This is a genomic window from Allobosea lupini (assembly GCF_900109525.1).
GTDB lineage: Bacteria > Pseudomonadota > Alphaproteobacteria > Rhizobiales > Beijerinckiaceae > Allobosea > Allobosea lupini.
This window is the reverse complement of record NZ_FOAN01000005.1, coordinates 105365-130257: the sequence shown is the minus strand read 5'-3', so window position 1 is coordinate 130257 and position 24893 is coordinate 105365. Positions and strand designations below refer to the sequence as shown.

General features: G+C 66.9%; 25 protein-coding genes. 16 read left to right on the top strand and 9 right to left on the bottom strand.

The features are described from left to right. Positions 1 to 12 precede the first annotated feature (12 nt). Positions 13 to 213 (bottom strand): hypothetical protein, encoded by a 201-nt coding sequence (locus BMZ21_RS30390; RefSeq protein ID WP_100959761.1) that lies wholly within the window; start codon positions 211 to 213, stop codon positions 13 to 15. A 94-nt stretch (positions 214 to 307) separates the two neighbouring features. Here BMZ21_RS30390 and tsaD point away from each other — a divergent pair, with 94 nt between their 5' ends. The 5 genes from tsaD (at position 308) to acs (ending at position 5234) form a co-directional block, all read left to right on the top strand. Further along, positions 308 to 1351 carry a tRNA (adenosine(37)-N6)-threonylcarbamoyltransferase complex transferase subunit TsaD gene (gene tsaD / locus BMZ21_RS16005; protein ID WP_091837102.1) on the top strand — a complete coding sequence of 348 codons (1044 nt, stop codon included), beginning with the start codon at positions 308 to 310 and terminating at the stop codon, positions 1349 to 1351. After that, positions 1348 to 2346 (top strand): NAD(P)H-dependent glycerol-3-phosphate dehydrogenase, encoded by a 999-nt coding sequence (locus BMZ21_RS16000; protein ID WP_091836331.1) that lies wholly within the window; start codon positions 1348 to 1350, stop codon positions 2344 to 2346. The genes tsaD and BMZ21_RS16000 overlap by 4 nt, the downstream gene beginning before the upstream one ends. A 15-nt stretch (positions 2347 to 2361) precedes the next feature. Next, complete coding sequence (locus BMZ21_RS15995) at positions 2362 to 2691, top strand: hypothetical protein (protein ID WP_091836329.1); 330 nt, start codon at positions 2362 to 2364, stop codon at positions 2689 to 2691. Then, on the top strand, positions 2691 to 3101 hold the full coding sequence (locus BMZ21_RS15990; protein ID WP_091836327.1) for an EVE domain-containing protein: 411 nt from the start codon (positions 2691 to 2693) through the stop codon (positions 3099 to 3101). Before BMZ21_RS15995 ends, BMZ21_RS15990 begins: the two co-directional genes overlap by 1 nt. Before the next feature lie 180 nt (positions 3102 to 3281). Further along, on the top strand, positions 3282 to 5234 hold the full coding sequence (acs, locus tag BMZ21_RS15985) for an acetate--CoA ligase (RefSeq protein ID WP_091836325.1): 1953 nt from the start codon (positions 3282 to 3284) through the stop codon (positions 5232 to 5234). A gap of 13 nt (positions 5235 to 5247) precedes the next feature. Here the strand turns inward: acs and BMZ21_RS15980 are convergent, their stop codons facing one another. After that, positions 5248 to 7047: a GGDEF domain-containing protein gene (locus tag BMZ21_RS15980; protein ID WP_143079721.1), complete on the bottom strand. Its 1800-nt coding sequence runs from the start codon at positions 7045 to 7047 to the stop codon at positions 5248 to 5250. A gap of 95 nt (positions 7048 to 7142) precedes the next feature. Next, positions 7143 to 7598, bottom strand: coding sequence for a Fur family transcriptional regulator (locus tag BMZ21_RS15975; protein ID WP_091836320.1), 456 nt, complete (start codon positions 7596 to 7598; stop codon positions 7143 to 7145). A gap of 129 nt (positions 7599 to 7727) precedes the next feature. Between BMZ21_RS15975 and BMZ21_RS15970 the strand changes: the two genes are divergently transcribed. The 4 genes from BMZ21_RS15970 to BMZ21_RS15955 are packed head-to-tail and all read left to right on the top strand — an operon-like array spanning position 7728 to position 11246. Beyond that, positions 7728 to 8648, top strand: coding sequence for a metal ABC transporter substrate-binding protein (locus tag BMZ21_RS15970; protein ID WP_091836318.1), 921 nt, complete (start codon positions 7728 to 7730; stop codon positions 8646 to 8648). After that, positions 8645 to 9553, top strand: coding sequence for a manganese/iron ABC transporter ATP-binding protein (locus tag BMZ21_RS15965; RefSeq protein WP_091836316.1), 909 nt, complete (start codon positions 8645 to 8647; stop codon positions 9551 to 9553). The genes BMZ21_RS15970 and BMZ21_RS15965 overlap by 4 nt, the downstream gene beginning before the upstream one ends. Next, positions 9553 to 10404 (top strand): metal ABC transporter permease, encoded by an 852-nt coding sequence (locus BMZ21_RS15960; protein ID WP_208862306.1) that lies wholly within the window; start codon positions 9553 to 9555, stop codon positions 10402 to 10404. The genes BMZ21_RS15965 and BMZ21_RS15960 overlap by 1 nt, the downstream gene beginning before the upstream one ends. Then, positions 10401 to 11246, top strand: coding sequence for a metal ABC transporter permease (locus BMZ21_RS15955; RefSeq protein WP_091836312.1), 846 nt, complete (start codon positions 10401 to 10403; stop codon positions 11244 to 11246). Before BMZ21_RS15960 ends, BMZ21_RS15955 begins: the two co-directional genes overlap by 4 nt. Before the next feature lie 2 nt (positions 11247 to 11248). On the opposite strand, the gene BMZ21_RS15950 is transcribed toward BMZ21_RS15955, so the two are convergent. After that, positions 11249 to 12055: a transglutaminase-like domain-containing protein gene (locus BMZ21_RS15950; protein WP_091837099.1), complete on the bottom strand. Its 807-nt coding sequence runs from the start codon at positions 12053 to 12055 to the stop codon at positions 11249 to 11251. 106 nt (positions 12056 to 12161) lie between these two features. Beyond that, positions 12162 to 12914 carry an enoyl-CoA hydratase-related protein gene (locus BMZ21_RS15945; RefSeq protein ID WP_091836310.1) on the bottom strand — a complete coding sequence of 251 codons (753 nt, stop codon included), beginning with the start codon at positions 12912 to 12914 and terminating at the stop codon, positions 12162 to 12164. Between the two features lie 176 nt (positions 12915 to 13090). On the opposite strand from BMZ21_RS15945, the gene BMZ21_RS15940 reads away from it, so the two are divergent. Then, positions 13091 to 15163, top strand: coding sequence for a 3-hydroxyacyl-CoA dehydrogenase NAD-binding domain-containing protein (locus BMZ21_RS15940; protein ID WP_091836308.1), 2073 nt, complete (start codon positions 13091 to 13093; stop codon positions 15161 to 15163). A 4-nt stretch (positions 15164 to 15167) separates the two neighbouring features. On the opposite strand, the gene BMZ21_RS15935 is transcribed toward BMZ21_RS15940, so the two are convergent. Next, positions 15168 to 15647: an Lrp/AsnC family transcriptional regulator gene (locus BMZ21_RS15935; RefSeq protein WP_091836306.1), complete on the bottom strand. Its 480-nt coding sequence runs from the start codon at positions 15645 to 15647 to the stop codon at positions 15168 to 15170. Between the two features lie 186 nt (positions 15648 to 15833). On the opposite strand from BMZ21_RS15935, the gene BMZ21_RS15930 reads away from it, so the two are divergent. Then, positions 15834 to 16355, top strand: coding sequence for a cysteine dioxygenase (locus tag BMZ21_RS15930; protein ID WP_167561651.1), 522 nt, complete (start codon positions 15834 to 15836; stop codon positions 16353 to 16355). A gap of 15 nt (positions 16356 to 16370) precedes the next feature. On the opposite strand, the gene BMZ21_RS15925 is transcribed toward BMZ21_RS15930, so the two are convergent. Together BMZ21_RS15925 and BMZ21_RS15920 are read right to left on the bottom strand one after the other, a co-directional pair. Continuing rightward, on the bottom strand, positions 16371 to 17054 hold the full coding sequence (locus tag BMZ21_RS15925) for a nitroreductase (RefSeq protein WP_091836301.1): 684 nt from the start codon (positions 17052 to 17054) through the stop codon (positions 16371 to 16373). Then, entirely contained in the window at positions 17051 to 18766 is a 1716-nt protein-coding gene (locus tag BMZ21_RS15920) for a lysine--tRNA ligase (RefSeq protein WP_091836299.1), read from the bottom strand. Before BMZ21_RS15920 ends, BMZ21_RS15925 begins: the two co-directional genes overlap by 4 nt. A 202-nt stretch (positions 18767 to 18968) precedes the next feature. Here BMZ21_RS15920 and BMZ21_RS15915 point away from each other — a divergent pair, with 202 nt between their 5' ends. From BMZ21_RS15915 to BMZ21_RS15895, 5 genes are all read left to right on the top strand, one after another. Continuing rightward, entirely contained in the window at positions 18969 to 20045 is a 1077-nt protein-coding gene (locus tag BMZ21_RS15915) for an ABC transporter substrate-binding protein (protein WP_091836297.1), read from the top strand. Positions 20046 to 20144: 99 nt separating this feature from the next. Beyond that, positions 20145 to 20945 carry an ABC transporter ATP-binding protein gene (locus tag BMZ21_RS15910; RefSeq protein ID WP_208862296.1) on the top strand — a complete coding sequence of 267 codons (801 nt, stop codon included), beginning with the start codon at positions 20145 to 20147 and terminating at the stop codon, positions 20943 to 20945. Between the two features lie 24 nt (positions 20946 to 20969). Next, on the top strand, positions 20970 to 21746 hold the full coding sequence (locus BMZ21_RS15905) for an ABC transporter permease (protein ID WP_091836293.1): 777 nt from the start codon (positions 20970 to 20972) through the stop codon (positions 21744 to 21746). A gap of 201 nt (positions 21747 to 21947) precedes the next feature. Beyond that, complete coding sequence (locus BMZ21_RS15900) at positions 21948 to 23345, top strand: aminotransferase-like domain-containing protein (protein WP_091836291.1); 1398 nt, start codon at positions 21948 to 21950, stop codon at positions 23343 to 23345. A gap of 143 nt (positions 23346 to 23488) precedes the next feature. Continuing rightward, entirely contained in the window at positions 23489 to 23929 is a 441-nt protein-coding gene (locus tag BMZ21_RS15895; protein WP_091836288.1) for a DUF983 domain-containing protein, read from the top strand. Here BMZ21_RS15895 and BMZ21_RS15890 read toward each other — a convergent pair. Next, positions 23884 to 24744 carry a transporter substrate-binding domain-containing protein gene (locus BMZ21_RS15890; RefSeq protein WP_091836286.1) on the bottom strand — a complete coding sequence of 287 codons (861 nt, stop codon included), beginning with the start codon at positions 24742 to 24744 and terminating at the stop codon, positions 23884 to 23886. The two genes, BMZ21_RS15895 and BMZ21_RS15890, sit on opposite strands and share 46 nt — an antisense overlap. Positions 24745 to 24893: the final 149 nt, after the last annotated feature.

The following is a 24893-nucleotide window of genomic DNA, read 5'->3' as shown; positions in this document are numbered from 1 at the left end:
CCTCGGGCGGGCTCAGGCCGGATCGAAGCTGCCGGGCTGGATACGGATGCGAGATCCGCGCCCGATCCTCGCTCCCTGCGCGGCCTCCGTGACGGAACCAAGGCATTCGCCGACAAGGATGGCATAACCGGCGATCGGTATGTCCGTCATCTGGTGCGAGCTCTCCGGTTCTGTGCGGATGGGCCGACGCTGGGCATTGGCCTTCTCCTTCATGCAGCACTATACGGAGGAAATCCCCGCGCGAAACCGCGCACCTCGGCGGCAGCCCGGCGACCAGTGCCGATGCCCGCCCAACACCATGACGAGCATGAGAGTTCTGGGCATAGAGACGACCTGCGACGAGACGGCCGCCGCGATCGTCTGCGTCGAACGCTCCGGCGAGGCCAAGATTTTGTCGAACGAGGTTCTCAGCCAGATCGCGGCCCATGCCGCCTATGGCGGCGTCGTGCCGGAGATCGCGGCGCGTGCCCATGTCGAGGCGATCGACCGGATCGTGGCGCGTGCTTTCGAGAGTGCCGGCATGAAGCCCTCCGAGATCGACGGCGTCGCGGCGGCAGCGGGGCCGGGACTGGTCGGCGGCGTCATGGTCGGCCTCACCACCGCCAAGGCGATCGCACTGGTGACGGGCAAGCCCTTCATCGCGATCAACCATCTCGAAGGTCATGCGCTGACGGCGCGGCTGACCGACGATCTCGCCTTCCCCTATCTGCTGCTGCTGGTCTCCGGCGGGCATACGCAATTGCTCGCGGTGCGCGGTGTCGGCGATTATCTCCGGCTTGGTACGACCATCGACGATGCGGTCGGCGAAGCCTTCGACAAGATCGCCAAGATGCTCGGCCTGCCCTATCCGGGGGGACCTTCGGTCGAGCGCGAGGCACGCAGCGGCGATCCCGAGCGCTTCGAATTCCCGCGGCCGATGAGCGGCCGGCCCAATCCGGATTTCTCGCTGTCCGGCCTGAAGACGGCGGTACGCCTGGTCGCCGAGCGGATCGCGCCGCTCTCCGATCGCGATGTCGCCGATCTCTGCGCCTCCTTCCAGGCTGCGGTGGTCGACGTGCTGGTCGATCGCACGCGGGCGGGCCTGCGCGCCTGCCGCGAGGCCGGGATCAAGCCGTCTTCGCTGGTCGTTGCCGGTGGCGTCGCCGCCAACCAGCAGATCCGCAATGGCCTGGTGCGGCTTGCGACCGAGGCCGGGCTGCCGATGGTCGCGCCGCCGGTCGCACTCTGCGGCGACAATGGCGCGATGATCGCCTGGGCCGGGCTGGAGCGCCTGCGGCTCGGCCTCGTCGATGATATGGGCGCGGTGGCACGCCCGCGCTGGCCGCTCGAAGAACTCAGGGCGCAGGCGTGAGTGCAAAAAGCCGCTACCGGACGATAGGCGTCGCCGGCGCCGGCGCGTTCGGCACGGCGCTGGCGCTGGCGGCGGCGCGGGCCGGGCGGCGCGTCGTGCTCTGGGCCCGCGACGCGGAGACAGTGGCGAGCCTGCGCGAGAAGCGCGAGGCGCCGCGGTTGCCGGGGGCAAAGCTACCCGAGGCGATCGAGCCGACTTCCGACATCGCGCTGCTGGCCGGGGTCGAGGCGCTGATCCTGGCGGTGCCGACCCAGGCCTTGCGTTCGGCCGCAACGCTGCTGGCGCCGGCGCTGCCGAAAGGGCTGCCGGTGATCTCGGCCGCCAAGGGCATCGAGCAGGGCAGCGGGCGCTTCACCACGCAGATCATCGCCGAAGCGCTGCCGCAAGCTTGTCCGGCCGTGCTGTCGGGGCCGAGTTTCGCCGCCGACATTGCGCGCGGATTGCCGACGGCGCTGTCGCTAGCCTCCGCCGACGCCGCTCTGGCCAAGGCACTGGCGGAGGCGCTGAATTCCTCGGCGCTGCGCCTCTATCACAGCAATGATCCGCGCGGCGTCGAGATCGGCGGTGCCGCCAAGAACGTGCTCGCCATCGCCGCCGGCATCGCCATCGGCCTCGGGCTCGGCGAGAGCGCGCGGGCTGCCCTGGTGGCGCGCGGATTTGCGGAACTCCGCCGCTTCGGCGAGGCGCATGGCGCGCAGGCCGAGACGCTGATGGGGCTGTCGGGGCTGGGCGACGTCGTGCTCTCCTGCGCCACGGCGCAATCGCGCAACTTCGCCTATGGCCAGGCGCTGGGGCAGGGCAAGACCCCGACTGACGCGTCCGGGGGCAGGCTCGCCGAAGGCGCCTTCACAGCCTCCGTGCTGGTCGAGATGGCGCGTGCGGAGGCGATCGACATGCCGATCGCCGAGGCCGTATCAAGCATCATCGCTGGGGCAGTCGGGGTGCGCGAGGCCGTCGCCGAGCTGCTGGCGCGGCCGGTGCGGGCGGAGAACTGAGCGGAGAGGATATGCATGGCGAATGACTGGTCCGATCTGACGAAGCGCGTCGCGCGCGGCATCGCCGAGGTGCGCAAGACCACGGGGGCCGAACTGGTGGCCGAGAGCCAGCCGGTGCCGCTCGCCGGGCGCATTGCCCAGCGGGTGATCGAGCTGCGCCGCCGGCGCGCCGAGGACACGCATCGCTTCGTGCTGATCCTGCCCTTCGGCGAAGCCGAGGTTCGTGTCGAGCTCAGCCCGCAGGACTATGCCGGGCTGACGCGCGAGATGGTCAGGTTCTGGAACGAGAATGGCGAGGCGGCATCGCGGCCGCCGGTGCCCCTGAAGGAAGAGGACGAAGGCTGATGGCGCACTGGCTGATCAAATCGGAACCGTCGGTCTACTCCTGGGACGACCTGGTCAAGGCCGGCGCCAAGGGCACGCATTGGGACGGGGTGAAGAACCACACCGCCAAGCTCAACCTGATGGCGATGAAGACCGGCGAGCAGGTCTTCTTCTATCACTCGAACGAGGGTCTCGAGGTCGTCGGCATCGCCGAAGTCATCAAGGAGCACTATCCCTGGACCGAGGCCGGCCCGCCCTGGGTGCTGGTCGATTTCAAGGCGCTGAAGCCTTTGCCGAAGCCGGTTTCGCTCGCCGCCGTCAAGGCGGAACCGAAGCTCGCCAAGATGGCGCTCGTCACCTCCTTCCGCCTCTCGGTGCAGCCGGTGACGGACGAGGAATGGGCTCTCGTCTGCAAGATGGGCGGGCTCTGACGACCACGATTTCCGCCGAAAGTCGCAGCAACGAAAGTGCGAGCCCGCGGCGCTTGTCGGCGTGATGTCGCGCCCTATGATGCGACCAACTTGAAAAAGGCCGGTCGGATCGCGGTGGCATCGCCGTCGCGATCTGCATGCCGGCCCCGATGACGGCCGAAGTCCGGGGAGACGCCTGTTATGACCGAGATGATCTACGACGTGCCGGCTTCCTGGGCGAAGAAGGCCTATCTGAACGACGCCAAGTACAAGAAGATGTATGCGGCCTCGATCAAGGACCCGGACAAGTTCTGGGCGGAGCAGGGCAAGCGGATCGATTGGTTCAAGCCTTACACCAAGGTCCGCAACGCCAGCTACAAGCCGGGCAAGGTCTCGATCAAATGGTTCGAGGACGGCACCACCAATGTCGCCTTCAACTGCATCGACCGGCATCTTGCGACGCGCGCCAAGCAGACGGCGATCATCTGGGAAGGCGACGACCCCTCGGAGTCGAAGAAGATCAGCTACGGCCAGCTCTATACCGAGGTCTGCAAGTTCGCGAACGTGCTGAAGGCCAAGGGCGTCAAGAAGGGCGACCGGGTCACGATCTACCTGCCGATGATCCCGGAAGCGGCCTATGCGATGCTGGCCTGCGCCCGGATCGGTGCGATGCATTCGGTGGTGTTCGGCGGCTTCTCGCCGGATTCGCTGGCGAGCCGCATCGAGGACTCCGATTCGAAGATCGTGATCACCGCCGATGAAGGCCTGCGCGGTGGCCGTGCCGTGCCGCTGAAGAAGAATGTCGATGCCGCCGACGACAAGGTGAAGGGTGGCATCGCGACGGTGATCGTGGTCAAGCGCACCGGTGGCAACGTCACCATGAAGGACGGCCGCGACGTCTGGTATCATGACGAGATCGCCAAGGTGTCCGGCCATTGCCCGCCGGTCGAGGTCAAGGCGGAGGACCCGCTGTTCCTGCTCTACACCTCGGGCTCGACGGGCAAGCCCAAGGGCGTGCTGCACACCAGCGCCGGCTATCTCGTCTACGCCGCGATGACGCATCAATACGTCTTCGACTACCATGACGGCGACATCTACTGGTGCACCGCCGATGTCGGCTGGGTCACCGGGCACAGCTACATCCTCTACGGGCCGCTCGCCAACGGCGCGACGACGCTGATGTTCGAAGGCATCCCGACCTATCCGACGATCTCCCGCTTCTGGGAGGTGATCGACAAGCACAAGGTCAACATCTTCTACACCGCCCCGACCGCGATCCGCTCGCTGATGGGCGCCGGCGAGGAGCCGGTGAAGAAGACCAAACGCAAGTCGCTGCGCCTGCTCGGCTCGGTCGGCGAGCCGATCAATCCCGAGGCCTGGGAGTGGTATCACCGCGTCGTCGGCGAGCGCCGCTGCCCGATCGTCGACACCTGGTGGCAGACCGAGACCGGCGGCATCCTGATCTCGCCGCTGCCGGGTGCGACCAAGCTGAAGCCCGGCTCGGCGACGCGGCCCTTCTTCGGGGTCAAGCCCGAGCTGGTCGACGCCGAGGGCAAGGTGCTGGAGGGCGCGGCCGAGGGCAACCTCGTCATCGCCGAGAGCTGGCCCGGCCAGATGCGCACGGTCTATGGCGACCACAAGCGCTTCGAGGAGACCTATTTCGCGACCTATCCGAACAAGTACTTCACCGGCGACGGCTGCCGGCGCGACGCCGACGGCTATTACTGGATCACCGGCCGCGTCGACGACGTGATCAACGTCTCCGGCCACCGGATGGGCACGGCCGAGGTCGAATCGGCGCTGGTGGCGCATCCCAAGGTCTCGGAAGCGGCCGTGGTCGGCTACCCCCACGACATCAAGGGGCAGGGCATCTACGCCTATGTCACGCTGATGGCCGGCGAGAAGCCCTCTGCCGACCTGAAGAAGGAGCTGGTCTCCTATGTCCGCAACGAGATCGGCCCGATCGCCTCTCCGGACCTGATCCAGTTCGCGCCCGGCCTGCCCAAGACCCGCTCCGGCAAGATCATGCGTCGCATCCTGCGCAAGATCGCCGAGGACGAGTTCGGCGCGCTCGGCGACACCTCGACCCTGGCCGATCCGGCCGTCGTCGACGACCTGATCGCCAACCGGCAGAACAAGCGAAAGGCGGGCTGAGGCTCGGGCGGCCTCAGGCTGCCCTGACCCGATCGGCCACGACCTGACCGGCGAGCCCGTGCTCGCCGGCGACGCCGACCCGGTTTCGGCCCTCGGCCTTGGCCATGTAAAGCGCCTGATCGGCTGCTTCGATCAATATCTTCCAGCCAGGGCCATCGCGTCGGCCCGTGGCGACGCCGAAGCTCGCAGTGACGAGCACTTCGGTGCCGTCGTCGAGCGCGATCGCCTGCTCGGCGATCGCCGCGCGCAGCGTTTCCGCGATCCGCGCCAGCGTGCGCAGGGAGGTGCTCGGCAGGACGATGGCGAACTCCTCGCCGCCATAGCGCATGACGAGGTCGTTCTTGCGAACCATTTCCACCACGAGCCCCGCAGTGGCCCGCAGGACCTGATCGCCGGCGATGTGGCCATAGGTGTCGTTGATCAGCTTGAAGCGATCGATATCCATCAGGATCAGGCCGGTTTCGACAGGCAGGTCGGCGAAGCCGGAGTCGTCCTGGCCGAGGCGATCGAACGTGCCGCGGTTGAGCAGGCCGGTCAGCGCATCGGTTTCGGCCTGCACCTTCAGGCGCTCGGTGAGGCGCAGGCGCTCGCGCAGCTTGAGGCGCAGCGATTCAAGGGCCGCGAACAGCTCATGAATCTCGCCGCCATGCCTGCTGACGCGCGTCGGCTGGTCGAGATTGCGTTCCTCGGCGAGTGCCACGATGTGGTTGCGGGCCTGCAGCAGCGGGCGGAAGATGCGCCGGCGCGCCAGCACGAGCAGCAGCAGATTGGTGAGGACGATCAGAACGGTGAAGGCCACGACGAACTGAAGCCAATGGACGCTGTTCGCCCGGGTGGCCCGTGCATGCGCCAGCATATCGTCGAGGAAGCCGTCACGCAGGCGTTCCAGCGGCGCCATCGTCGGAACGTACTGCAAGGTCATCTGTTCGGTGGTGACAGAATAGTGGCCTGTCTTTCCCTCGGCGCTCAGCCGCGCGATGAGATCGAGCCCGTCGCGGAAGTAACGGATTCTCGCCTCGCCGACGGCGGCGACCAACTCGGGCGCGTCGACGTGCAGGGCAAGCTGGTGTTCGAGCGATTGCCAGATCTGCAGGACGCGCCCATGAGTCAGGATGAGTTCGTCGTAAGCCGTCGCGGAGAGCGGCTGGCGCGCAGCGATCGACGGGGCGAGAAAGGATCCGAGCCGCCCTGCATACTCGCGCAGATCGCCAAGCATCAGCCCGGTCAGGGCATGCCCCGTCAGCGAGATGTCGTGTTCCATCAGCTCGGCCATGGCGGCGAGCACCACTGGCCGCATCGTCTCGACGACCCCGAACATGCCCGCGATCACGCTGCGGATCTCGGTGGTGTCGCGCTCGGCCAGTGGCCGTGCGCTCAGCCGATCCGCTGCGCGTCTTGCCGCGGCGAGGCTGGTGCGGACGTTGTCTAGCTTGTCGCGATCGACGAGACGCCGGGTGATCTCATTACCGTCATCGGGTGTGATCTCGGCCAGGGCCTGATCGCTCACTGTGCGGAATTTGGCGAGCTTGCGCGCGGCAGGGCCGTCCGCCGCCGGCTCCTCGCCGAGCACGCTGTTCATCGGGCCGCGTTCGGCCGAGAGCCGGTTCGCTGCTGTCAGCACTTTCCTGTAGAGCGTCAGCGCCTCGAGATTGCGGCTGGCACGGACATAATCGCTGCCGAGAATGGTGATCAGGCCGAGCGCCAGTGCAAGCGAGAGCGCGAGCAGGACCATGCAACCCAGAACGAGCTTGGTATCGAGGCTGGCGCCCGAGCGCGAGCGAATGGCGGCTGGCAATTCGAAACGATTACTCAAAGCTAATGCACGCTTCCGACAGGCAAGTTGCCGTTGCGTGAGCTATCGAAGTGGCGATTGAGATTCAGTAAATTCATTGCCGCCAAAACCCGGCTTCAGCCTTCGCCGGGCTTGCGGCGGCCCTTCCGGCCGAGCTTCCTACCATAGAGTTCGAGCTTGTGGCGGACGATCTCGTAGCCAAGTTCGGCCGCGATCTTCGCCTGAAGCGCCTCGATTTCGGGCGAGGAGAATTCGACGACCTGGCCGGTCTCGACATCGATCAGATGGTCATGGTGCTGCTGGTCGGCGTGCTCGTAGCGCGAGACGCCGTCCTCGAAGGCATGGCGCTCGATCGCGCCCTGCGTCTCCAGCAGCTTCATCGTGCGATACACGGTCGAAAGCGACAGCGTCGGGTCGTGCAAGAAGGCGCGGGTGAAGATGCCCTTCGCATCGGGATGGTCATCGGCCTCGGCCAGGACCCGCAGGATCAGCCGGCGCTGCTGGGTCATGCGCAGGCCCGCCTTGCGGAGCTGGTGCTCGAATTCCGTTACGCGCTGGTCGATTCCTTTCATGCGCGAGAGGTAGCAACCCTGAGACGCATTTGCAAAAATGACTTGTCGCAATTGGGTTGCAATTGCGTTGACAGATGCAAATAGTTTGCAATAGCGTTGTAGCAATCCCTGTTCGCTATTGGAGAGACCATGCCCTCGCGCCGCTGTTTCCTTGATCTCGTCGCAGCCACGACACTGACGCTTGGCCTCGCCGTTTTCGCTGGTAGCGCCCTGGCACAGGCCGCGCCGGGCAAGCCGCTGCGCGTCGTCACCACCTTCACGGTGATCCAGGACATCGCCCAGAACGTCGCCGGCACGGCGGCGATCGTCGAGTCGATCACCAAGCCGGGAGCAGAGATCCACGATTACCAGCCGACTCCGCTCGACGTGGTGAAGGCACAATCGGCCGATCTCGTGCTCTGGAACGGCATGAACCTGGAGCGCTGGTTCGAGAAGTTCTTCGACAATGTGAAGAACGTTCGGAGCGCGGTGGTGACGGACGGCATCGCGCCGATGGGCATCAAGGACGGACCCTATGAGGGCAAGCCCAATCCGCATGCCTGGATGTCGACGGCGAGCGCGCTGGTCTATGTCGAGAACATCCGCAAGGCGCTGGCCGACGCGGATCCGGCCAATGCCGCGACCTATGCCAAGAACGCCGCCGACTATGCGACGCAGATCAAGGCGATCGACGCGCCCCTGCGCGCCCGACTCGACAAGGTGCCGGCCGAGAAGCGCTGGCTCGTCTCGAGCGAGGGCGCCTTCAGCTATCTGACCCGCGACTATGGCTGGCGCGAAGCCTATCTCTGGCCGATCAACTCCGACGAGCAGGGCACGCCGCAGCAGGTGCGCCGCCTGATCGACCTCGTCCGCAAGAACAAGATTCCGGCCGTGTTCAGCGAGAGCACGATTTCGGACCGTGCCGCCAAGCAGGTCGCGCGCGAGACCGGCGCCAAATATGGCGGCGTGCTCTATGTCGACTCGCTCTCCGATGCGCGCGGCGCGGTGCCGACCTATCTCAAGCTGCTCGAAGTCACCGTCGATACCATCGCGAAAGGGTTCGGCCAGTGAATCCTCGGACCGCCGAGATTCGCCCGGGGCAGGGAGCGACGCCGTCGATCGTGGTCAGCGGCGTCACCGTGCGCTACGCCAATGGCGTCACCGCGGTGAACGATGCCTCCTTCGCGCTCGGCCCCGGCACGATCTGCGCGCTGGTCGGCGTCAACGGCTCAGGCAAGTCGACGATCTTCAAGACGCTGATGGGCTTCCTCAAGCCGGCGCAGGGGCTGGTCAGCATCGCCGGCATGGAGGTTCGCGCGGCGCTGAAGCGCGGCCTCGTCGCCTATGTGCCTCAGGCCGAGGAAGTCGACTGGACCTTCCCGGTGCTGGTCGACGACGTCGTGATGATGGGGCGCTACGGCCATATGGGCTTCATGCGCATGCCGCGTAAGGCGGACCGCGAAGCGGCCGAGCTGGCGCTTGAGCGCGTCAACATGCTGGAGTTCCGCCGCCGCCAGATCGGCGAACTCTCCGGCGGCCAGCGCAAGCGCGTCTTCCTGGCGCGGGCGCTGGCGCAGGGCGGGCAGGTGATCCTGCTCGACGAGCCCTTCACCGGTGTCGACGTCAAGACCGAGGACCAGATCGTCGGGCTCATGCGCGAACTCAGGGCGGAAGGCCGGCTGATGCTGGTCTCGACCCATAATCTCGGCTCGATCCCGGATTTCTGCGACCAGGTCGTGATCGTCAACAAGACTGTGCTCGCGGCCGGGCCGACCGAGACGACCTTCACCCAGGACAATCTGCAGCGGGCCTTCGGCGGCGCGCTCCGGCATTTCCGCCTGGAGGGCGCGAGCCTGCATGCCGACGCCGACCAGCGGCGCGTCACCGTGATCACCGACGACGAGCGCCCGCTCGTCTTTTACGGCGATCGCGATCATGAGAAGCCCGCCGCCGGCAGGAAGGACGGGCAGCCGTGATGGAGCTCCTGCTCGAACCCTTCGGCTATCAGTACATGGTCAAGGCGATCTGGGTCTCGGCTCTGGTCGGCGGCGTCTGCGCCTTCCTGTCCTGCTACCTGATGCTCAAGGGCTGGTCGCTGATGGGCGACGCGCTGGCGCATGCGATCGTACCTGGCGTCGCGCTCGCCTATCTCCTGAAGGTTCCCTACGCCGCCGGCGCCTTCTTCTCCGGCCTGCTGGCGGCGCTTGCCATGGCGCTGGTCAGGGTGCGCACGCAATTGCGCGAGGATGCCGTGATCGGCATCGTCTTCACGACGTTCTTCGCCGTCGGCCTGATGATCGTCTCGATCAACCCGACCTCGGTCAACGTCCAGTCGATCGTGCTCGGCAACATCCTCGGCATCTCCGACGAGGACGTCGTCCAGGTCGCGATCATCGCCTTCGTCTCGCTCGCTATCCTGCTACTGCGCTGGAAGGACCTGATGCTGGTCTTCTTCGACGAGAACCAGGCGCGTGCGGTCGGCCTGTCGCCGACACGGCTGAAGATCCTGTTCTTCGTGCTGCTCTCGGCCTGCACGGTCGCGGCGTTGCAGACGGTCGGCGCCTGCCTCGTCATCGCCATGGTGGTGACACCCGGCGCGACCGCCTATCTCCTGACCGACCGTTTCGGGCTGCTTATCGCGATTGCGGTGACGATGGGCGTCGTGACGTCGGCGGTCGGCGCCTATGCCAGCTATTTCCTCGACGGCTCGACCGGCGGGCTGATCGTCGTGTTCCAGACGCTGCTCTTCCTCGCCGCCTTCCTGTTCGCACCCAAACACGGCCACCTTGGCGCGCGCCGGGCCGCCAGCGTCGGAGGCCCGGCATGAGCCTCGTTCAAACCTGGCTGCTCGCGCCCTTTGCGCACGAGTTCATGCTGCGCGGCCTCGCGGTCGCGGTGATGGTCGGCCTCGTCTGTGCCGTGCTGTCCTGCTTACTCGTCCTCAAGGGCTGGTCGCTGATGGGCGATGCGGTCTCGCATGCGGTTCTGCCCGGCATCGTGCTCGCCCATATCGCGAGCCTGCCGCTCGCCATCGGCGCCTTCGCGGCGAGCCTCACCTGCGCCTTCGGCATCGGCTATCTCAAGGAGAACAGCCGGGTGAAGGAGGACACGGTGATGGGCATCGTCTTCTCCGGCATGTTTGCGCTCGGCCTCGTGCTCTTCGTCAAGGTCGACAGCGACCAGCACCTCATGCACATCCTGTTCGGCAATATGCTGGGCGTGACCTGGGGCGACATCGCCGAAACGGCGCTGATCGCCTTGCCGGTCGCCGGCTTCATGCTCGTCAAACGACGCGACTTCCTGCTGCACGCCTTCGACCCGGCGCATGCGCGGGCGATCGGCCTGCCTGTCAGGGCACTGCATTTCGGCCTGCTCGCCATGCTGGCGCTGACCATCGTCGCCGCGCTCAAGGCGGTCGGCATCATCCTGGTCGTCGCCATGCTGGTCGCGCCCGGCGCGATCGGCTTCCTGACGACGCGCCGCTTCGACCTGATGCTCCTGACCGCGATCGCGGCGGCGGTGACGTCGAGCGTCTTCGGCACGATCCTGAGCTTCCATCTCGATGTCGCGACCGGGCCGTGCATCGTCGTGGTGCAGGCGGTTCTCTTCCTGGCGGCGTTGGCGCACAGCCTGTGGCGCGCCGGACGGCGGCGGATGGCGGCTGCCTGAGCTCAGGCCGCCTGCGCCGGCTCGCTGTCCTCCATGCGGCTGACCTCGACCCACTGGTTGAGGCACTGGCAGAAATTGCCGCTGGTCAGGAAGGCGATGTCGGCCGCGTCGCGCCCAGCCGCGATGCGGACCATGCCGTCGACCGGTGCCAGCCGCGTCGGATCGACCAGCCACCATTGGCCGTCGAGATAGACCTCGAAGACGGCGTGGAAGTCCGGCGGAGCGAGATCGGCTGCATAGACGCTGACGGCGCGGGCCGGCAGATTGAGCGCACGGCAGAGCGCGATGGCGAGATGGCTGAAGTCGCGGCAGACGCCGGCGCGGTCGATGAAGGTCTGCTCGGCCGTGGTCTGGGCGTTGCTGACGCCGTGGATGTAATCGACGTGCTCCTGCAGCCAGTCGACCACGGCGAGCACCTTGGCGCCGCCGGCCTCGATGTCGCTGAACTCGCGCTGGGCGAAGCGCATCAGGTTGTCGGAGGGGCAGAAGCGGCTCGGCAACAGATAGGGCAGCACCTCTGCCGGCAGTTCGGCCCAAGCGTGCTGGCGCGCATCGGCGTGCAGCAGGCGGCGTGTGCCGTTGTCGATCGTGCCCTGATACTGGATCGAGACCTGGCCCGACAGCACCCCGCGGAAGCGGCGCATGCCGGTGTCCGCATCCAGGTCCCGGATCAACTCGGCGGGCTGGTCGATCAGCAGTTGCTCCGAAACGATGGTCTGATCCGGGGACCGCGCCGGCTCGATCGCGACGATCACCGGCGTTTCATGGTCGAAGCGATAGACCAGTGTGGCGACGACCTTCAGCTTCACATCCTGCTCCTTGCGATTGCCGACGCGCGTCAACGTGACGAGGAGCAGGAAGTTCCGCGATTCCCGCGACAACGGCGCGACAGATTGGCGCCGTCGTCGCGCGCCGTCAGCGCTTGGTCAGGAAGGCCAGGAAGGCGGCCTGTGCCTCGGCCGATTTCAGGCGCTCGCCGAAATGGCGTGCCTCGGTGCCGATCGTCTCGGCCACGGCGGCGGCGCTGCCGCGCTTCAGCAACGACTTGGTCAGCGCGACCGATTGTGGCGGCAGCGCCGCCAGCGCCCTGGCCTTCTCAAGCGCGGCCGCCAGCGCGCCGCCTTCGTCGGTGACGCCGTTGATCAGGCCGGCGTCCTGCGCGACCTCAGGCCCGAAGGGCTCGCCCAGCATCAGCAATTCGGCGGCGCGCTTGCTGCCGGCGATCAGCGGCAGGAGATAGCTCGAGCCGCCTTCCGGGCAGAGGCCGAGGCTGACGAAGGGCATGCGGAAACTGGCGCTGCGTCCGGCGAAAGCGAGATCGCAATGCAGCAGCATGGTGGTGCCGATGCCGACGGCGAAGCCTTCCGCCGCAGCGACAATCGGCTTCTTGGCCGTCGAGATCGCGGTCAGGAAGTCGATGGCGATCTCGGCGCCGACGCCGGTCGCGGCAGCCGCGGCAAAATCCTTGATGTCGTTGCCGCTGGTGAAGCAGCCGCCGGCGCCAGTGAGCACGACGGCGCGCACCGAGGCGTCGGCATCAGCGGCGGCAAGCGCGTCGATCAGCCCCTGATAGGTGGCGCGGTCGAGCGCATTGCGCCGATCGGGCCGGTTCATGGTGATCTGCCTGACGCCCTCGGCCGGGGTCTCGCTCAGAACGGTCTCGGTCATGCAAACCTTCTCGAATGTCCTTCCCGCCGGAAACGGGCGGCAGACGATGGGGGAGCCGCTTGCGCCGGTCAAGGAAGCCCTTAGGCTCGCGGCATTGCGGGGCTCCCGTCATTATTTTAAGTTTCAACTAATTCAGCGGTGCGGTTGCGCTGCGAGCAGGACAGGGTGGAGATCGCATGCCTACCGTTACATTGACCCGCCAGGGCGAGATCGCCGTCGCGACGCTCGACAACCCGCCTGTGAATGCGCTCTCGGCTGCGCTCCGGAATGATCTCAACAACGCGCTGGCGCAGGCGATGGCCGATCCCGCCGTGACGGCACTGGTCATCGCCGCCAAGGGCCGCGCCTTCATCGCTGGTGCTGATATCAGCGAGTTCGGCAAGCCTCCGGCCCCGCCGATCCTGCCGGACCTGCTGGCGGCGATCGAGGATGCGCCTAAACCTGTGGTCGCCGCGATCGAGGGCGTCGCATTAGGCGGCGGGCTCGAGGTGGCGCTCGCCTGCCATGGCCGCGTCGCGACGCCGGCCGCGAAGCTCGGCCTGCCGGAGATCAAGCTCGGCCTGATTCCGGGCGCCGGCGGCACGCAACGCCTGCCGCGCCTGATCGGAGCGGCCGCCGCCTTCCCGATGATGCTCTCGGGCGAGCCGATCCCGGCGCAGAAGGAGCTGGCGCTCGGGCTGGTCGACAAGCTCGTCGAGAGCGATGCCACCGCGGCTGCGATCGCGCTGGCGCAGGAGCTGGCAGGCAAGGGCGTGCCGGTGAAGACCAGCGCGCGCACCGACAAGCTGACCGGGAGCGAGCGCGAGGCTTTCGAGGCACTGGCCAAGGATGCGCTGGCGAAATCGGGCGAGATGCCGAATGTCGCGGCGCTGGTCGAGGCGGTGCGCGCGGCCCTGACGTTGCCGCTGGCGGAGGGGCTTGCGACCGAGCGGGCGCTGTTCGTGAAGCTCCTCGGCGACGAGCGCTCCAAGGCGCTGCGCTATGTCTTCTTCGCCGAGCGCGAGGCGGCGAAGGTGCCCGGTATCGACGAGAGCGTGAAGCCGCGTCCGATCGCGCGTGCAGCCGTGATCGGCGCCGGCACCATGGGCGGCGGCATCGCGATGTGCTTCGCCAATGCCGGCATCCCGGTGACGCTGATCGAGACCACGCAGGAGCAGGTCGACAAGGGCTATGCCCGGGTGCGCGACACCTATGGCTTCTCGGTCAAGCGCGGCTCGATGACCGAGGCGGTGCGCGAGCAGCGCATGGCGCTGATCACGCCGGCGGTTGGGCTCGCCGCCGCCGCCGAGGCCGACATCGTGATCGAGGCCGCCTTCGAGGAGATGGGTGTCAAGCGCGAGATATTCGGGGCGCTCGACGCGATCGCCAAGCCGGGCGCGATCCTCGCCAGCAACACCTCCTATCTCGACCTCGCCGAGATTGCCGCCGTGACGAGCCGGCCGGCGGACGTGCTCGGCATGCATTTCTTCAGCCCGGCCAATGTGATGAAGCTCCTGGAGATCGTTCGTCCCGCCGGCGTCGCCAACGACGTCATCGCAACCGCGATCGGCCTCGGGCGCAAGCTCGGCAAGGTGCCGGTCGTGGTCGGCAACTGCTTCGGCTTCGTCGGCAACCGCATGCTGGAGGCGCGCACCCGCGCCGCCGAGCGCCTGCTCGTCGCCGGTGCCATGCCGCATGAGGTCGACGCGGCCTTGACCGGCTTCGGCTTCAAGATGGGCCCTTTCGCCATGTCCGATCTCGCCGGCAACGACATCAGCTGGCGCAGCCGCAAGGCACGCGGCAAGAGCGCGGCAGTGGCCGATGCGATCTGCGAGCGCGGCTGGTTCGGCCAGAAGACCGGGCGCGGCTATTACCGCTATCCCGAAGGCGCGCGTGCCGGCGAGCGCGATCCTGAGGTCGAGGCGCTGATCGTCGAGGTCTCGGCGAGCAAGGGCGTAACGCGGCGCAGCTTCACCAGCGAAGAGATCCTGGCGCGGCTGCTCGACCCGATGGTCAACGAGGGCGCGCGCATCCTTGACGAAGGCATCGCCACGCGCGCCGGCGACATCGATACGGTCTGGCTCAACGGCTACAACTGGCCCGCCTGGCGCGGCGGGCCGATGCATTGGGCTGAGAGCGTCGGACTGGCCACCATCGTCGAGCGGCTTGAGCAGCAGGCGAAGGAAAGCGGCGATGCCTCGCTCGAACCCGCGCCGCTGCTGCGCAAGCTCGCGGCCGAGGGCAAGGGGTTCAACTCGCTCCGCGCCTGATCCGTTACGGCTCCTCGGCGGCGAAGCCGAGGGGGATCGCCGTGGTCGACTTCAGCTCTTCCATGGCGAACATGGAGGTGACGTCGCTGAGCTCGATGCGCGAGATCAGCTTCTTGTAGAGTGCATCATAGGCGGAGATATCCGAGACATAGGCCTTGAGCAGATAGTCGATATCGCCGCTCATCCGATAGAAGTCGACGATCTCGGGCAGGTCGTGCACGGCGGCGTGGAAGCGCTCCAGCCATTCCATCGTATGGCGCGCCGTCTTCACCGCGATGAAGACGGTGACGCCGGCCTTCAGCTTGGTGCGATCGAGCAGCGCGACGCGCCGCCTGATATGGCCCGCCTCTTCCAGCTTCTGGATGCGCCGCCAGCATGGTGTCGGCGACAGTCCGACCGCCGCCGCGATCTCCGCCAGCGGTTGGCTCGCATCCTGCTGCAGCAGGGCGAGAATGCGCAGATCGAAGGTGTCGAGCCTGGCCACGGCGACGAATCTCCTCGGAACAGAATATCACTCGTTATCTACGAGCGGAAATTATTTTCTCATATCGAGAATTATATTGGTATCTGTTTCTAATTCTGCTGCATTTTTGGCGGCGGATCGCAAACCGTTCCCACCGGGTCCGGCCTATCATCCTCCTGTCATTCGATGCGACGGGAGATCAGGGACATGCAGGGCTTTCTCGGCGAGGAGCGGAGCGGCGCGGTGCTGAATGCCCTGCAGACCCATGAGGGCACCTGCTCGCGCGACTATCTCGCCGCGGCCCGTGCCGTCCTCGACGAGCTCGTTGCTATCCCCGACCTGATCCAGGCCCTGCCGCTGCTGCGCAAGCAGGGCGGCTATGCCCGCAACCTGCTCGCCGGCAACGAGGCCGTCAGCGTCTGGGCGATGGTCTGGGGCGAAGGCGCCACGACCTGCATCCACGACCATCACTGCTCGTGCTGCTTTGGCATGGTCGCGGGCGTCCTGACGGAAACCTGGTATCGCGCCATCGATGCCAGTCGCGCCGTTCCGACCGAGGAGCATGAGCGCCAGGCTGGCTATGTCGCCTGCATGCTGCCGACCGGGCCGAACATCCACCGCATGCAGAACCGCGGCGTGGGCGATGCGATCTCGATCCACATCTACGGCTACGACCACCATCTGCACGATTCCTCGGTCGAGACCGAGTATACCGCCGTGGCGGGCTGAGGCGCGGGGCGCGCCCTAATCCAGCCAGCTGGTGAAGCCCTCGACCGGCTCGCGCTCCGGCACGAGCCGGTTTGCCGGAGCGTTCGGATCGGCCTTGCCGAGCGCGATGCCGCAGACCACGACCTCGCTCTGTGGAATGGAAAGCTCGCGCCGCACGATTCCATGAAAGCTGGCGAAGATCGCCTGGGGGCAGGAATCGAGGCCGTGGCCCTGCGCCGCGATCAGCAAGGTCTGGACGAAGGCGCCGAGATCGAGCCAGGAGCCGATCTCGAGATCGCGGTCGACCGTCAGCATCAGCGCGACCGGCGCGCCGAAGAAGCGCAGGTTCGCCTCGGTCTGGCGGCGCATCCCGGCATGGTCGCCCTTGGCGACGCCGAGCAGGCCGTAGAGGTCCCAGCCGACCTTGCGGCGGCGAGAGAGATAGGGCTCGCGGAGGGTCGCAGGATAATAGCGATACTCCTCCTCGCGCGGGGAGGGATCGTCGAGCGCGGCAACCAGCGCCGTCTCCAGCTTCGCGCGGGTCCTGGGGCCGAGCACGCGCAGGCGCCAGGGCTGCATATTGGTGCCGCTCGGTGCCTGCGCGGCCAGTGCGATCAGGCGGCGCACCAGTGCCGGATCGACGGGATCGGGCAAGAAGGCGCGCACGGCGCGGCGGCTGGCGATGGCCTTCTCGACCGCCTCAGCCGCCACTGCACTCATGCGCTGAGCGGCTGGCGCGCCGCGAGGAAGGCCTCATGCTCGCGGATCAGCCCGCCATCGAGCGCCTTGGCGATCAGCTTGCGGGTGTTGTCGAGGCCGTAGATCGCAGCGAAGGAGCCGAAGCGCGGGCCCTGATCCTCGCCGAACATCACCTGGTAGATCGCCTTCCACCAGTCGCCGGAGACGCCCGGCCGCTCCGGCGTCGCATTCTTGGCGCTGAGGTTCTGGTACCGCGGGATGGCTCTGGCGACGTCGAGGGCCGCATCCTGAACCTCTTCGGCGCTCGCACCTGCCGGCAGCGCGGCGAGTGCCGCGTCCAATGCGAGGAAGGCGGCGCGTTCGGTCTCGTCGGCCGGGCGGTAGTGCTTGGCCGGCTTCACGAAGTCTCTGAAGTAGGCGAGCGCGTAGCCGACGAGCGCATCGAGCCGCGGATGCGTCTGCGGCGAGATGCCGGGCGCATAGCGCTGCAGGAAACCCCAGAGGACCGCCTTGTCCTCGGAGTTCGCGACGGCGACGAGGTTCATCAGCAGCGAGAACGAGATCTGCGTGCGCACCGCATTGTCGCCGGCGCCGGTGGCGACCACCTCCGGCTGCGGCGGGGTGCCGGCATGGATGTGCCAGACCGGATTGCCGAGCCGGTTCTTCCAGTCCTGCCGATCATAGCCGCCCAGGAACTGCATGTAGTCGTCGACCGCGCGCGGGATCACGTCGAAATGCAGCTTCTTGGCCTCGCGCGGACGCGCATACATGAACAGCGCCAGCGATTCCGGCGGGCCGTAGCTCAGCCAGTCCTCGATGGTCAGGCCGTTGCCCTTCGACTTCGAGATCTTCTGGCCCTGCTCGTCGAGGAAGAGCTCATAGTTGAAGCCCTCCGGCGGCGTGCCGTCGATGGCGCGGGCGATCTGCGAGGAGACCTTGACCGAGTCGATCAGGTCCTTGCCGGCCATCTCGTAGTCGACGCCGAGCGCGACCCAGCGCATCGCCCAATCCGGCTTCCATTGCAGCTTGGCATGGCCGCCGGTCACCGGCGTGGTGAAGCGCTCGCCGCTCTGCGGATCGGTCCAGGTGATGGTGCCGGCCTCGACATCGCGCGCCTCGATCGGCACCTGCATGACGATGCGGGTCTTCGGATGGATCGGCAGGAAAGGCGAATAGGTCGCGGCGCGCTCCTCGCGCAGGGTCGCCAGCATGATCGACATGATCTTGTCGAAGCGGGCCAGCATCCTGAGCAGGGTCGCGTCGAACTCGCCGGCGCGATAGGCGTCGGTCGAGGACTTGAACTCGTAGTCGAAGCCGAACTGGTCGAGGAAGGCGCAAAGCCTTGCATTGTTGTGCCGGCCGAACGAGTCATGCGTGCCGAACGGGTCCGGCACCTCGGTCAGCGGCTTGCCGAGATGCTGCGCCAGCAGCTCCTTGTTCGGGACGTTGTCCGGCACCTTGCGCAGGCCGTCGAGATCATCCGAGAAGGCGATCAGCCGGGTCGGGATCGCGCCGTCGGTCAGCACCTGGAAGGCATGGCGCACCATCGAGGTGCGCGCGACCTCGCCGAAGGTGCCGATATGCGGCAGGCCCGACGGACCGTAGCCGGTCTCGAACACCACCTCCCGCTTGCCCGATTTCTGCAACCGCGCCACGAGCTTCTTGGCTTCCTCGAACGGCCAGGCGGCCGAGACGCGGGCGGCTTCGATCAGCGCGGGTTCGAAAGCGGGCATTTTGGCTAGAGGTCTCGCAGGATAGGGCAGGGAAGGGCGCGGTTTCGCAGATATGCGCGTGCGGTGCAACAACCGGGACGCCATCTGCCGGCAAGATGGAAAACGCCTGCCTGAAAAAGCGGCAGACAACCCCGCCCGGTCGATTGACTCACAAGAGAGCCCCGTTAGCGTCGTCGTACAACATAAGCAGGGGTCGGCTTCGATGGTTCGTGAGGTGAAGTGGGGGCATTCCGGCTCGCAGCGGGCCGGCAAGGGTTTGGCGGCGCTCAGCCGCCGCGTCGCGCTCGCCGGCGCGGCTGCGCTGGCACTGGGGGCGATGTCGCCGGCGCAGGCGCAGACCGCGGTCAAGTTCACGCTCGACTGGGTGTTCCAGGGGCCGACCTCGCCTTTCCTGGTCGCGCTGGAGAAGGGCTACTACAAGGCCGAGGGGCTGGACGTGACGATGGATCCCGGCCAGGGCTCGGCCGGCGCGGTCCAGCGCGTCGCCACCGGCGCCTACGATATCGGCTTCGCCGATGTGAACTCGCTGATCGAGTACAACGCCAAGAACGCCGGCAAGGAGATCCTCTGCGTCTTCATGGCCTATGACTTCCCGCCCTTCGGCGTGCACACGCTGAAGAAGACCGGCATCACCAAGCCGGCCGATCTCGCCGGCAAGAAGCTGGGCGCGCCGGTATTCGACGCTTCGTTCCGGCTCTTTCCCGCCTTCGCCAAGAAGGTCGGCATCGATGCCAAGAGTGTCAATCACGTCAACCTGACGCCGCAATTGCGCGAGCAGTCGATGGTGCAGGGCACGGTCGACTTCATCAGCGGGCACTTCTTCTCCTCGGTGCTCGACCTCAAGGCGCGCGGTGTGAAGCAGGAGGACATCGTCTCCTTCAACTACTCCGACTACAAGATGGACGTATACGGCAACGGCATCATCGTCTCGCCGGCCCTCGCCGAGAAGCCTGAGGTGGTGAAGGGCTTCCTGCGCGCCACGGCCAAGGCCTGGAAGGAGGTCGCCGCCAATCCGGCTCTCGGTATCGCCGCCGCCAAGCAGCGCGACCCGCTGATCGACGAGAAGCTCGAGACCGAGCGCCTCGACCTGTCGCTGAAGATGAATGTGCTGACGCCCTTCGTGAAGGAGAACGGCATGGGCGATGTCGACCCGGCGCGCTTTGCCCGCTCGGTCACCGACGTTGCCGACGCCTTCGGCCTGCCGGCCGCGCCGGCACCCGACAAGGTGTTCACCAACAAGTTCCTGCCGCCCAAGGCGGAGCGCATGGTCGCGCCTTGAGGCGTTGATCTCAGCCGTCATGGTCGGGCTCGACCCGACCATCTCCTGGAGATTCCTGGTCCTGAGATTCTCGGGACAAGCCCGAGAATGACGCCCTCCATGCCGGCTTCCACCGACACGCCTCTCGTCGAACTGCGCAAGGTCAGCCTCGCCTATGGCAGCGGGCCCTCGCGCATGCTGGCGCTGGAGGATGCGACGCTCGACATCGCCAAGGGCGAGTTCATCGCCGTGGTCGGCCCCTCCGGCTGCGGCAAGTCCACGCTGATGAAGCTGGTCACCGGGCTGCTGCCACCGAGCGGCGGCGAGGTCCGGGTCCACGGCCAGCCGGTCAAGGGCCCGATCCGCGGCGTCGGCATGGCCTTCCAGGCGCCGACGCTGATGCCCTGGCGCACGACGCGCGACAACATCCTCCTGCCGCTCGAAGTGGTCGAGCCGCACAAGCGCCGCTTCCGGGCGAACAAGGCCGAATACGTCGAACGGGTGGAAAAGCTGCTCGCATCGGTGGGCCTCGGCGGCTTCGGCGACAAGTTTCCCTGGCAGCTCTCCGGCGGCATGCAGCAGCGCTCCAGCCTGTGCCGGGCGCTGGTGCACGAGCCCGAGATCCTGATGCTCGACGAGCCCTTCGGCGCGCTCGACGCCTTCACCCGCGAGGAGCTCTGGGGCGTGATGCAGGCGCTCTGGCTGGAGCGCCGCTTCACCGCCGTGCTGGTGACGCACGACCTGCGCGAGGCGGTCTATCTCGCCGACACCGTCTATGTGATGAGCCGCCGGCCCGGACGGATCGTCAAGATCAGCAAGATCGAGCTGCCGCGCCCGCGCACGCTGGAGACGACCTTCACCGCCGAGTTCGTCGACATCGTCCACGATCTGCGCGAACGCATCCATATGGAACATGCGTGATGCGGCCCCGGCAGGACCAAGGTTATGACTGATCGGCAGAGGCAGATCCTGCTCGTTGCCATGCCCTGGCTCGCCATGGCGGGCCTGCTGCTGCTCTGGGAACTCGCCTGCATCGTCTTCGACGTGCCGGAGATCCTGGCGCCGAAGCCCTCCCGCATCTTCGAGGTGATGATCCAGCGCTGGGACATCCTGCTGCGATACTGCCTGGAGACCTTGTGGACGACGGCGATCGGCTTCGTGCTGGCGATCGGCTTCGGCGTTCTGCTCGGCCTTGCCGTCGGTGCCTCGCCCTTCGTCTATTCCGGGCTTTACCCGCTGCTGATCGCCTTCAACGCGGTGCCCAAGGTTGCAATCGTGCCGATCCTGATGATCTGGCTCGGCGTCGGCGCCCTGCCGGCGATCATCACCGCCTTCGTCATCTCCTTCTTCCCGATCGTGGTGAACGTCGCGACCGGCCTCGCCACGATCGAGCCCGAGATGCGCGACGTGATGCGTTCGCTGGGCGCCAGCCAATGGGAGATCCTGACCAAGGTCGGCGTGCCCCGCGCCATGCCCTATCTCTTCGCCAGCCTGAAGGTTGCGGTGACGCTCGCCTTCATCGGCTCGGTGATCTCCGAGACGGTCGGCGGCAATCGCGGCATCGGCTTCCTGATGCTCTCGGCCGGCGCCCGCAACGATTCCGCCACGACCTTCGCCGGCCTCTTCGCCATCGCGATCATGGGCGTGCTGATGTACGCCGCCTGCGCGCTGGTCGAGCGCCGGATGACGCGCTGGGCGTTCAGGGGCGAGATCGTCAGCTGAGAGGCGGTCGACCTCTCCTGTCATTGCGAGGAGCGAAAGCGACGCAGCAATCCAGGGGCCCAGAACTCTACGCCCTTCTGAATTGGTTCGCTTCGCTCGCAATGACGATCGAAGTCGGAGCGCTCTCGCTAGTGACAGCGCGGCTGCGCAACAATATACAGTCAATCCATTCAGTGCTTCGCCTTTCGACGGATCGCATCGATGGATTGGCTCCCCGACCTGACCCGAAGCGACAAGCCGCGCTATCTCGCCATCGCGGACCGCATCGCCGCCGACATCGCCGCGGGAGCGCTGTCGGCGGGTGACAGGCTGCCGCCGCAGCGTCGGCTGGCCGAGGCGCTCGCCATCGACTTCACCACCGTGGCGCGCGGCTATGTCGAGGCGCAGCGGCGCGGCCTGGTCGAGTCGCGGGTCGGGCAGGGGACCTTCGTCAAGGCTGCGACAGTCAAGACCCCGGCGACCGGTCGAGACTCGATCCCGCGGCCTGCCATGCCGGAGCTGGTCGACCTCTCGATGACCTTGCCGCCGGAGCCCGACGATCCGGCACTGGTCGCCCGGCTGCGGCAGGGCATGGTCGAGGTCAGTGAGCGACTGGTCAGTCTGCTGCGCTATCAGCCGCTCGGTGGCTCGCCCGCCGACAAGGCGGCGGCTGCGCTCTGGCTCGGGCGGCGCGGGCTTGCTCCCGCCTCTGAACAGCTCTTCGTCGTGCCGGGCGCGAATGCGGCGCTGCTGGCGATCCTGAGCGCTCTCGCCAGGCCGGGCGATGCGGTGATGTGCGAGGCGCTGACCTATCCCGGCATCCGCTCGATCTGCGCCCAGCTTGGCCTGTCCCTGACCGGCCTTGCCATGGATGGCGACGGGCTCGACCCCGACGCCTTTGCCGAGGCTTGCGGCCGCCTGAAGCCGAAAGCGCTCTATCTCAATCCCGTGCTGCAGAACCCGACGACGATCACCATGCCGGAACGGCGACGCGGGGAGGTCGCAGCGATCGCCCGCCGGCATGGCGTGGCGATCATCGAGGACGATGCCTATGGCTTCCTGCCGCCCGATGCGCCCGCTCCCTTTGCGGCGCTGGCGCCGGAGCTGACCTGGCACATTGCGGGCCTGTCGAAATGCCTTGGGGCCGGCTTGCGGCTCGCCTATGTCGTGGTGTCGGATCTACGTTCCGGCTGGCCCTTCGCCGCCGCGCTGCGGGCCAGCAGCATCATGGCCTCGCCCCTGACCGCGGCGCTTGCGACGCATTGGATCGAGGACGGCAGCGCCGATGCGCTGCTTGCCTTCGTCAGGGCGGAGACGGCGGCGCGGCAGCGACTCGCCGCCGAAATCCTGCCGGCGGGCTCGAGCAGCGCCGATCCGCTCAGCTTCAATCTCTGGCTGGAGCTGCCGCAGCCATGGACCCGGGCCGCCTTCGTCGGGCAGATGCAGGCGACCGGAATCGGCATCGTCGCCAGCGATGCCTTCACCGCGAAAGGGCCGGCGCCGGAAGCTGCCCGCATCTGCCTGGGAGGGCCAATCGGCCGAAAGGCGCTGGGCGATGCGCTCGCCTTCATGGCGCACGCACTGGAGCAGGCTCCGGAAGCGAGTGTCCGAGCGCTCTGATCGGATCGGGACTGTACCCAATGCATAGGGTGCGACAGTGCTGCATATGCATGAATATTGACTGCAATCAATATCGGGATTATGTGGCTGTCAATCTCTGGTGAATGCAGTCAATTTCGTTGCTTCACCGTCAGGAGGACGACATGGCACATCAGCATTGGCCGGCGCTGTCTCCGCTCAAGACCGGCCTGCGCGGCCGCTGCCCGCGCTGCGGTGAAGGACAGCTCTTCGACGGGTTCCTGACTCTGAAGCCGCGTTGCGAGGCCTGCGGGCTCGACTATTCCTTCGCCGATCCGGCGGATGGCCCGGCCTTCTTCGTGATGATGTTCGTCTGCGTGCCGGCGGTCGCCTTCCCGCTCTGGCTGGAGCTGAGCTACCAGCCGCCGACCTGGGTACATCTGGTCACGACCTTGCCGCTGGTGCTGCTGACCTGCATCCCGCCCCTGCGGCCGCTCAAAGGTTGGCTGGTCGCCTCGCAGTATTTCTACAAGGCCGAGGAAGGGCGCCTCGCCAAGCCGAGCCAGCCCGCCAGGGATGATCAGAACGGGCTGACCGGGAAAAACCGGATGAACAGCCTGGCATAGGTGCCGTCGTCCCAGAGGCCTTGCAGCGCGTAGTCGATCGCCCGTTTCAAGGCGAGATCGTCCTTGCGCAGCAGAAAACCGACGCCCTCGCCGAAATAGCGGGCTTCGAGATAGGGGCCGCCGGCGAAGGCGAATTCGCTGCCGCCACGGCCGGCGATGCTCAGCGCCAGCGAGACCCCGTCTCCGAAGACATATTCGGCATCGCCGCTGCGTAGCATGGCAAGGGCCGCCTGCAGGTCGGGTGCTGTTCGGCGCTGGATGAACGGGGCGAGGCGCTCGAGGAAGGCCTCATGCGCGGTGCTCGCGACCACGGCGACGCGGGTGCCGCGCAAGCTCCCCAGTTCGAGGTCCGCACGGGCATTGCCCCGCGTCGTCAGCAGCCTTGCTGGCGAGCGGTGGTAGATCTGGCTGGCGGCGAAGCGGGTGCGCAATTCGACAGTGACCGGGATGGCGGCGGCGAGCACGTCGCCGCGTCCCTCGGCGAGGGAGTCCAGCAAGGTGTCGAAGCGGCGCGCCTGGATGGTGCAGCTCAACATCAGCTTCTCGCAGACGGCTCGTGCGAGCTCGACGGAGAATCCGGTGACGCCGCCTTCCGGCGTGGCGAAATGCATCGGCGGGAAATCGTCGTCGGTCAGGAAGCGGATCACGCGCGGCGGGCCGGGATCGGGCCGCTCGACTCTGACATTCGGGTCCCAGTAGTTCGGCACGACATAGGTTGCGGCCGGCTGCGCCTGAGCCTTCGCTTCCGCTGAGGGCAGGAGCAGCAATGCGGCGAGGGCACTGGTGGCCAGGGCGTTGGCGAAGCGGGCGAACATCGCCTGTATCTGGCGTCAGGGCGGGGCGGGGATCAAGGGGGACCAAGTGCGTCATTCTCGGGCGGAGGCGCTGCGCAGGCCCGAGAATTTCCTGACGAGAAGGCGCCGATCGGAGCCTACTCCAGCCTGAGATGCTCGGGTCAAGCCCG